This is a genomic window from bacterium (genome assembly GCA_023145965.1).
Classification (GTDB): domain Bacteria; phylum UBP14; class UBA6098; order UBA6098; family UBA6098; genus UBA6098.
In genome coordinates, this window is the sequence record JAGLDC010000003.1 from 21,465 (window position 1) to 31,141 (window position 9,677).

General features: G+C 43.7%; 4 protein-coding genes. All 4 read left to right on the forward strand.

Going from position 1 to position 9,677, the window contains the following annotated elements; genetic code table 11:
- Positions 1–44: 44 nt before the first annotated feature.
- The 4 genes from KAH81_00260 to pbpC all read left to right on the forward strand — a co-directional run bounded on the left by KAH81_00260 (position 45) and on the right by pbpC (position 9,671).
- A complete protein-coding gene (locus tag KAH81_00260; GenBank protein MCK5832082.1) occupies positions 45–542 on the forward strand; it encodes a prepilin-type N-terminal cleavage/methylation domain-containing protein in 498 nt (165 codons plus the stop codon).
- A gap of 251 nt (positions 543–793) precedes the next feature.
- On the forward strand, positions 794–1,921 hold the full coding sequence (locus KAH81_00265; GenBank protein MCK5832083.1) for a glycoside hydrolase family 3 protein: 1,128 nt from the start codon (positions 794–796) through the stop codon (positions 1,919–1,921).
- A gap of 20 nt (positions 1,922–1,941) precedes the next feature.
- Positions 1,942–7,338 carry an alpha-2-macroglobulin family protein gene (locus KAH81_00270; protein ID MCK5832084.1) on the forward strand — a complete coding sequence of 1,799 codons (5,397 nt, stop codon included), beginning with the start codon at positions 1,942–1,944 and terminating at the stop codon, positions 7,336–7,338.
- Positions 7,335–9,671 (forward strand): penicillin-binding protein 1C, encoded by a 2,337-nt coding sequence (gene pbpC / locus KAH81_00275; GenBank protein ID MCK5832085.1) that lies wholly within the window; start codon positions 7,335–7,337, stop codon positions 9,669–9,671. Before KAH81_00270 ends, pbpC begins: the two co-directional genes overlap by 4 nt.
- Positions 9,672–9,677: the final 6 nt, after the last annotated feature.

Genomic DNA, 9,677 nt, shown 5'->3' on the forward strand with positions numbered 1-9,677 from the left:
ATCTGAATGAAGATACTCTTGTTGTGGAAAATTGTTATTAGATTATGTGCAATAATAAAAAATGTTATAGTCGTTCAGGTTTCTCTCTAGTCGAGTTGATGATAGTTGTTGTGATTGTTGGGATACTCGCAAGCCTATCTCTGCTTTCATATAGCAAAGCCGTTCGTAAAGCCAAGCTTACCGAAGCGAAGATTGCACTTAAGCGAATGTGGGAATGCAATGATATGTTCTACAATGAGCATGGTTATTATTATGGTCCGGTGTATGATATTGGTAACAGTGGATTATCAGAGATAGGTTTTAGCCCTCTTAGTGGAAATCCGCTTTTTATATATTCTATTGAAATCAATAGCCCTCCTATATATATAGCCGAGCCCTTGAGAAAGGAATTTGGCGGTGACGGTTCAATTTCTGGCTATGAATTACAAATTGATTTTAAAGGAAAACTATATATATTCGAGCCGGGAATTAATAATGTTTCAGGGATGGAAAGAATAACTCCAACAGGTGGAAGGCGTGGTTTTTCCCCAGGCGGAGGTTAGATTATTGGAAATAGAGAAATTGTTAGTGTTTTATATAGCAATGATGTTCATTTAGATGGTTCTTCAATTTTTTCTTATAGACAATTGATGTAGTAGATTCCAATAACTCCCACTGTTCTCAGAACAATAAACCCAAATTTTTTCATTTTCGGACAAATTTCAATAAAACTGTTTTCTTCTGTTGGATTTACTTGCCTTCGAATTAATAATATTGTATTTTCCAAACCAATACGATTTTATTTGGAGGTAAAATGCATTGTAAAAGCTTCGTTCTAATCTTCATTTTATTGATGTTGAGTTTTTTTCTAGCATGCGAAAAATCACCATCCGAACCGGATGATAATGACGCCGAGTTGGAGTTTAAGATTGCACAGATGCTTATGGTAGGATTTCGCGGAACGGAGCTTACCGATACGAACCACATTGTGGAGGATATTGAAGAACGCAAGATTGGTGGTGTTGTATTATATGAATTCGATGCTCCCTCGTGCTTTAGGCCGCGCAATATTCAATCGCCGACACAACTTGCCGCGTTGGTTTCCGACCTTCAAGCGCTCGACACGATTCCGCTCCTAATAGGTATAGACCAAGAAGGCGGTTATATTACACGCCTTAAAGAGTCCTATGGTTTTCCTCCGTCGGTTTCCGCGCAACATTTAGGTGAGGTCAACATTGCCGATACAACCCAATATTGGGCATCGCTTTGTGCAAATACTCTTCAGGAGATGGGAATTAATCTTAACCTCGCGCCAGTAGTCGATTTGAATATCAATCCCGACTGTCCGGCGATAGGACATTGGGAAAGAAGCTACTCAGCAAATCCTGATTCGGTTGTTTTTCATGCAGAAATTGTGATAGAGGAACACCATAACAGAGGTATTTTGACCACCTTAAAGCATTTCCCGGGCCATGGTAGTTCCGAAGACGATACTCACTGGGGCATGGCCGATGTTACCGATACATGGGCGCCGGTTGAGCTCGAACCATACTCGCAACTTATCGAGGGCGGCTATAGCGATCTTGTGATGACAGCTCATATATCAAATACTAACTTAGATCCAACATATCCTGCTACTCTTTCGGGGGATATCATCACAGGGATACTTCGTGATAGTCTCGGCTATGACGGTGTTGTTATATCTGACGATATGATGATGGGTGCTATTAATGAGTATTTTGGCCTCGAGGAGGCCCTCGAGCTTACAATCAACGCAGGAGTGGATATAATTATATTTTCCAACAACACCTCTACTTATGACCCAAATATAGCACAGACAGCCATTGCAATAATAGCCAATCTCGTTGAAGAGGAGAGCATTCCGCGTTCGAGGATTGAAGAAGCTTACGCAAGAGTGACCGCTCTGAAAAGCAGGCTTTAAACTGATACACGAGGGGAAAGATGAACCATTATATTAAAGTTGTAATCCTAATATCCTTGATATTGGCTTTAATATCGGGTTGTGAAAAAACCGGTCAACCATCGGTATTTTCCGCTGAAGCCAAGATCATTACACACAAAACTGCAGGATTCATCTCTCCAACCGGAGAAATTGCAGTCCGATTTGTCGAGGATATGGTTGATAGTTCTCGGGTTGGTGTGGCAATGAAATCGCCGGTATTCGAATTTTCGCCCAATATTGATGGCGTTACCCGTTGGGTCGATAGAAGGACTATTGCGCTTAAACCTTCGCGCTCTCTCGATATTGAAACCCAATACGAGGGATTTCTCGACCTCGAAGCACTTTTCCCGACTCTCAAGATGAAAACCGAGCATATCGAAATAGAGTTTGGAACTTACGGCCTCGATATCTCCGAGTTAAAGGCGGATTTTGTTCTCATCGATGAAAATGATCCAACTAGATTTATTTTCGATGGGAAACTACTTTTCAATATGGCTACCGATTCCGTAGAAGTTATTCAATCGATAGGATTATGGGAGGGCAAGAAGCGAGTGGAACTTGCAGTTACACCCGACACAAATGGGGGTTATATTTTCCATTCCGAGTTAATAGAGCGCACAGACGAAGATCGCCGTTTCACACTCGAAATTTCGTCGAAGAAGCTCAAACTTCCGTCGGATTTTGCTAAGGAATATCTTCTTCCATCAAAAGTGAATTTTGTGGTGACTTCGGTTGAAATAGCCGAAGATGAAGCGGAATCCTCCATTGAAATATTCTTTTCCGATAAATTAAATTCCTCCATAGATTATAGAGGTTTCATTAGAACTGAGCCATCAGTGGATGTTAGAGTATCGGTGCGTGGTAAATCTATAGTCGTTAGAGGAGATTTTAAGAGGGGTAGTGCATATGTAATCGAGGTTGTGAAGGGACTTAGAAGCAAATGGGGGGCTAAGGTTGCTTTATCGACCCGAAATAAAGTTGAGTTTCCTTCATTATTGCCTCAGGTCAAATTCGTTTCCAACGGCTTGTATATACCTTCAACAAATAAAAAGAGTATCGATTTAAATTCGGTAAATGTTCGAAGGATGATTGTTTCTATCAAGAAGGTTTATGAAAATAACCTTGGTTTTTTCATACAGGAGAATTATTTCAACGACAATTCGCACCGAAGATGGGGATATAACGATATGTATCGCGTTGGCGAGGTTATCGCGGTGGACACGCTGGAAATTTGTGATATACGCGATAAATGGTTTAAGTCGCGTTTAGACCTTTCGAAGATAGCTTCTAGTGTTGACAAGGGAGCATTTATTATAGAACTTTCCTTTGACGAGGATGATATTCTCGTTTCTATGCCAGAGGATTGGGCTCGTTGGCGGAAGAACAGTTATTTCTGGGATCAGGGACGCATCAGCACTGCAATAATATTTACGGATATTGGCCTAATCGCGAAAAATACGGGCGACAAAATAGCAGTATGGGCGCTAGACCTCGTGACAGCCGAACCTATTATTGGCGCGAATATTACTCTGAAATCTTATGTTAATCAGCCCATTGCAAATAAAGTATCGGATTCTCGTGGATACTGCGAATTTGACACTAACGAAGGTTTTTCCATCGAGGGCGAATTTAAAGGCCAAAGAACAGTCCTTATCTTCAGGGATATGGGCCTCAATACCTCGCTTTTTGATGTTGGCGGTTCAGTTGAATCGACAGATGAGATTAGGGCATTTATATACACCGAACGCGGCGTATATCGCCCTGGGGATACTGTTCATATCTCAGCCATTATTCGCAATGGTCAGGGGACTTTCCCTAAAAATCACCCACTTGAGTTCGAGCTTTATAATCCACGAAATCGCAAGGTGTTTGGGAGGGCATTAAGAAAAGCCGATGATGGCTTTTATTCACTTGATTTTAATACCGAACAGGATGCTCCAACAGGTTTTTGGCGCGCTGAATTTTTGGTGGGAGAGAAAAAATTTACGCGATCTATTCGGATAGAAACCGTTGTGCCTTATAGGATTAAAGCTAAAATACAATCTGAATCCACGCACATAACGGCTATGGATCGAGTTCTTAGGGCTGCTGTTCAAGCTAATTATCTTTTCGGTAATCCTGCGGCCGGGCTGAAAGCTGAGGTTGCGCTTTCTATACGACCATTCGAACTTGAATTCGATAAGTTCGAGGATTTCGTGTTTACCAACGAAATCATGGAATTCGAGCCGGTGAACCTTCGCACACACGATATACGCCTTGCTTCCGATGGCAAGGCTTTGGTTAAATGGGATATCCCCGAGGTCGATGCAGTTCCATCGGCTCTGACGGTCGAGGTCTCAGCGGATGTCTTTGAGAAGGGAGGCCGTGCGGTCCCAGCTTCGCAGAAGATTCCTTTCGAGGTTTATAGCCGTTATATAGGCATCAAATCTCCCGAGGGGAATTTTGTTCGTGTAGGTTCTACCGCGCATTTCGAGGTTGTTTTGGTTGATAATGAAGGAAAAATTCTATCGGGAAATACGCTATCATATAAAATTTATAAAAGCCATAAATATTGGTGGTTCGATTACGAGACTATCGAGGATTACAGACGGCATTATAAGAGTGATGTCGCGACGGAGCAAATTGCTGAAGGCACAGTGATTACGGAGTCCATCCCAGCTAAGATCGAATGGACACCCAATAGCTATGGAACGGTTTTCCTCGAGGTTTCCGATGAGACCGGTGGTCATGTTGCGGGGATTTTTATCAATGCACGCCATTGGGGTCGTGAGCCTTCTGGTGGAGATGCCGATCTTCTTAGTGTGAAGATCGACAGAGAAAAATACAAGCCCGGCGAAACTGCGACTATAATTACACAAACACCAAAAGAAGGCCGCGCTTTGCTTTCCATTGAAGCGGGTAGGAGAATAGTGTTTTCTAAATGGTATGACCTCAATTCAGAAGAGTCTGTATTTGAAATTCCAATAACCAAAGACATGATCCCTACGGCCTATGCTACGATAACTGTTATTCAACCTCACGAAAACACCGAAAACGACGTTCCGATGCGTCTATACGGTGTGATTTCTATACCTGTCGAGTTGGAAGAAACAAGGCTCGATATGGAGATTTCAGCTCCGGAGGAAATCGAACCGGGGCAAAAATTTTCCGTTTCCATCTCTTCAAAGGATAAATCCCCATACCAATACACTATTGCAGTAGTCGATGAAGGCCTGTTAGATATTACATCATTCCAAACTCCCGATCCATGGGGCTTTTTCTATCGTCGGATGGCTTTACTGGTTAGCACTTTCGATGTTTATTCACATGTTGTAGGTGCGAATTGGGGTGAGATTTTCAAGCGATTCTCTATCGGTGGCGGAATAGGCGATTATGATATGCAGAAAACACTGGTGCAAACAAGACGCTTTAAGGCTGTTTCGCTTTTTAATGGAGTAGGTCAATCTGACAAAAACGGTAAAGCCAAAACGGAATTTATCATGCCGGAATATGTTGGAGCGGTGAGAATAATGTTGGTGGCTGTGAAGGGTAAGCGATATGGCAGCGCAGAGAAAACGGTTTTAGTTAAAGCGCCGCTTATGGTACTTCCTACATTGCCACGCGTTCTCGCCCCGGGCGATGAGATTGCACTTCCAGTTTCTATATTCGCGATGGAAAAGAACCTTGGGAAAACGACTATCGAGCTTTCAGCCGCGGGGCCAGTGAGCGTTGTCGGTGAAAAAAAGATTGTTCTCGATATGCAGGAGATAACCGAAAAGGATATAGTTTTTCAACTCAAGGCCGATGACAGCATAGGTGTAGCTGTTATAAAAGTGTCGGCAAAATCCAGTAGTTATCGCATTGCCGACGAGACAGAGATCGCGGTTAGACCATCGAATCCGTGGGTTCATACTTCGAAAACTAAAGTGGTCTCCGCCGGGCAAAGTGCGAAATTCAATATTCCCGGTGATGGCGTAACTGGAACCAATCATGCCCGATTAACAGTTAACAAGTTGGCGGATTTGAACTTAACAAGAAGGCTTGAATGGCTTATAGCCTATCCTTATGGTTGTATAGAGCAAACGGTTTCCTCGGCTTTTCCACAAATTTACCTTCCCAAGTTAGCGAAACTATCAAAAGCCCGTAAAAAGGAGATCGACGAAAACATCAATGCTGCAATCGAACGGTTGAGAAAATTCCAACTTCCATCTGGGGGTTATGGTTACTGGCCGAATTCGGGCGAGTCGAGCGCTTGGGCTTCGTGTTATGCTGGACATTTCATGACCGAAGCAAAAGAACACGGTTATTTTGTTCCGGAGGACATGTTCGAGAAATGGCGTAGGTTCGAGAAGGATGCCTCACGAGGCGATCCGGAAAATGTTTTGACCCAGGCTTATCGGCTTTATATTTTATCAAAAGCCCATATGCCGCAGCTTGGGGCGATGAATTTGCTTCGGCAAAACTACTTCGATAAGATGGATAACGCTTCAAGATGGCTCCTTGCTTTGGCATATCTTAATAACGGTGCCGATAAAACTGCTAAGGATATTATCGCTAAGACTGGCACCGATATACGCACTTACAGAGAAATGAGCTGGACTTATGGCTCATCCCTTCGCGACAAGGCCATTATGCTCGAAGGTCTTGTCCAGTTTGGGCGCGAGAGCGATGCCTTCAAGATGTATCAAGACATCGCGACCGAGCTTGCTTCCGACAAATGGCTTTCAACTCAGGAAACAGCATTCAGCTTGCGTTCAGCAGCGCTTTTTATGCAAAAATACGCTGGGAAAAGCGATCCTATCGAGGGTATGATAACGCTTCCAGATGAGGAAAAAATCCAGATTGATGGCAATAACCCTTCCTTTATGCTCGAAATCGAGGAGGGATTCGGTGAGGAATTGGCTGTCGATATCACATCCGGTAAATCCTTCGTTACAATGAGCTGGTTTGGTGTGCCCCTTAAAGACACGCTCAGTTTCTTGCAGAATAATCTTTCAATTAAAGTCGAATGGCTCAATCAGGATGGTATCCCAATTAATGCAGCGAGCCTCGTGCAGAATACGATTTTCTGGGAGCATATACGTGTAGTGAATCCAACCAATATTCAGCTTTCGGAATTGGCTCTTACTCAGATGTTACCCTCTGGTTGGGAGATAGAGAACATAAGGCTCTCGGGAGAGAATTACCCCGACTGGTCTGAGAATTATAACTTCATCTATGAAGATTATTTCGATATTCGAGACGATAGAGCTTCTTGGTTCTTCGACATGCGTGGTAACTCGCATGCAGATTTTCTCTTAAAGCTGAATACGGTTACAGTCGGTAGTTTCCATCTTCCCCCGACACAAGCCGAAGTTATGTATGATAATCGTTATCAAGCGCGCATCAGGGGAAGGGATGTTACAGTCCTGAAGTGAAACTATTTAGGAGATGTCGAAGATCAATTAAATGGTGGCGGATCAAGCTTCTGCTCGGTTCGCTCGTCCTTTTATTTATTGTTGGTTGGTTGGCTACACCACTTCCATGCCCGCTTTTCCCGGATGACTACAGCTCGGTTGTTGTTGCCGATAACGGAAAACTGCTTCGTGTGTTTCTCGATTCAAATGAGCAATTATGTTTTCCGCCAGATAAAAGGCCTTTACCCAAGAAACTCGTCGAGTCCATTATACAATATGAGGATAAGAGGTTTTACCTTCATCCAGGAGTTGATCCATTAGCGGTTGTGCGAGCGTTCTATGGTGCGGTTTTTAAGAAAGGCAGGCCGAGTGGCGCGAGCACGATTACCATGCAAATAGCTCGCCTCATTGAGCCAAAACCTAGAACACTTCGTTCGAAGATAATCGAGGCTTACCACGCAATTAAAATTGAACTCCGCTTTTCCAAAGAAGAGATACTTCGTCTCTATTTAGGGCATGCACCTTATGGGGGGAATATTATCGGGTATCGAGCGGCAAGCCACAGCTACTATGGTGTCGAGCCGAGAATGCTTACCTGGGCTGAGGCAGCGACATTTGCTGTTTTGCCAAATGATCCTTCGCTAGCTAACCCTACAAAGAATAAATCGCTTCTCGAAGCTAAGCGCGACGCCCTTTTACAGAAACTTCATCGAAAGGGTATCATCGATGAAGAAACACTTAAACTTTCTCTACTGGAGCAAATTCCCGATGGTCGAATCTCCTTTCCATTCTTGGCACCACACCTTGCATATAGACTGGCCAAGAATTATCCGAGTAGAGAGATAACTTCGACAATTGATTTTAACCTGCAAAAATCGATGGAGGCCATCGCTAAAGAATATTCCATGCAACTTGCGGATTTCGGTGTGAATAATTTATCTATTCTCATCGCAGAAACCAAGACAGGGAAAGTTAAAGCGTATATAGGTTCGCAGGATTTTAGTGACAGCCAACATGGCGGTCAGGTCGATGGTGTATTTGCACCACGCTCCACAGGTTCCATCCTTAAACCTTTTTTATATGCCCTGGCTTTCGATGAAGCTATGGTATTGCCTGAATCGCAAATAAAGGATATTCCGACATTTTATGGCGCATTCTCGCCCATGAATGCTGATAAATCCTATCGAGGGTTGGTCTCTGTAAGATCGGCGTTAGTGAAATCGCTCAACGTTCCGGCGGTGAGATTGCTTTACACTTACGGTATCGACGAGTTCTACGGGTTCTTAAAATCAGCTGGCATGAGAACGCTCTTCCGAAATCCCGGCGAATACGGTCTCCCTCTTATTATTGGTGGAGCTGAGGGAACACTGTGGGATATAACATCGATGTTTGCAGGAATGGGCAACTATGGGGATTTTAGGGGATTTTATGCCGTCGATTGCGATAGCGAGAGAGCCGAAAATAGGCTTATAAGTGCTGGGGCTTGTTACCTAACCCTTGAAATACTGAGAGAATTAGACCGGCCGGGCGCGGAGTTTTACTGGCACCAGTTCGAGAATCAAAGACCGATAGCATGGAAAACTGGAACAAGTTATGGCAATCGTGATGGATGGGCAATCGGAGTCTCGCCGAGATGGACAATAGGGGTATGGACTGGGAATTTTGATGGTGCAAGCAATCCAAATCTCACCGGTGCTAGTTGTGCTGGAACATTGCTTTTTAAAGTATTTAATTCTCTTCCGCGTGATGATATAGCTTGGTTTTTACCTCCAGTTAACGGCTTGGATACTGTTCTTATCTGCAGAGAAAGCGGATATCTAGCAGGGCCTTTCTGTGAAGACACCATCGAAGCGCTGTCTTCATACGAAGCTCATGGTACCCTCCCTATATGCCCATATCACAAGAAACTTTTTCTCGACCAATCTGGCAAATATCAGGTTTGTTCTCGGTGCTGGGGAGGCACTGATTATCGAGAAGTAACGCGTATCGTATATCCACCTGAAGTAGCGCAGTTTTTGATTTCGCGAGGCCAGGCTTTTCAGGCGCTTCCAAAACATAATCCCAAATGCCCGGTGCTGGCTGAATCTCGATCGATAAATTTTGTTTATCCTCAAGATGGGGCTTTTTTGCAGGTGCCGCGAGGTATAAGCGGAAAATATGAAAAGGTTATAGTGCGCGCAGCGTGTTCGACGGAGGATATAGAATTATATTGGTATCTCGATGATGTATTCATCGGAGCGACCGATTCGAAACACTCTATGCCAATAGACCTTTCTGCTGGAAACCATCAGTTGAGTCTTATCGACTCGGAAGGCTTTTCTAAAACAATAAAATTCAAGGTTGACAGAAACTGAGGTTAA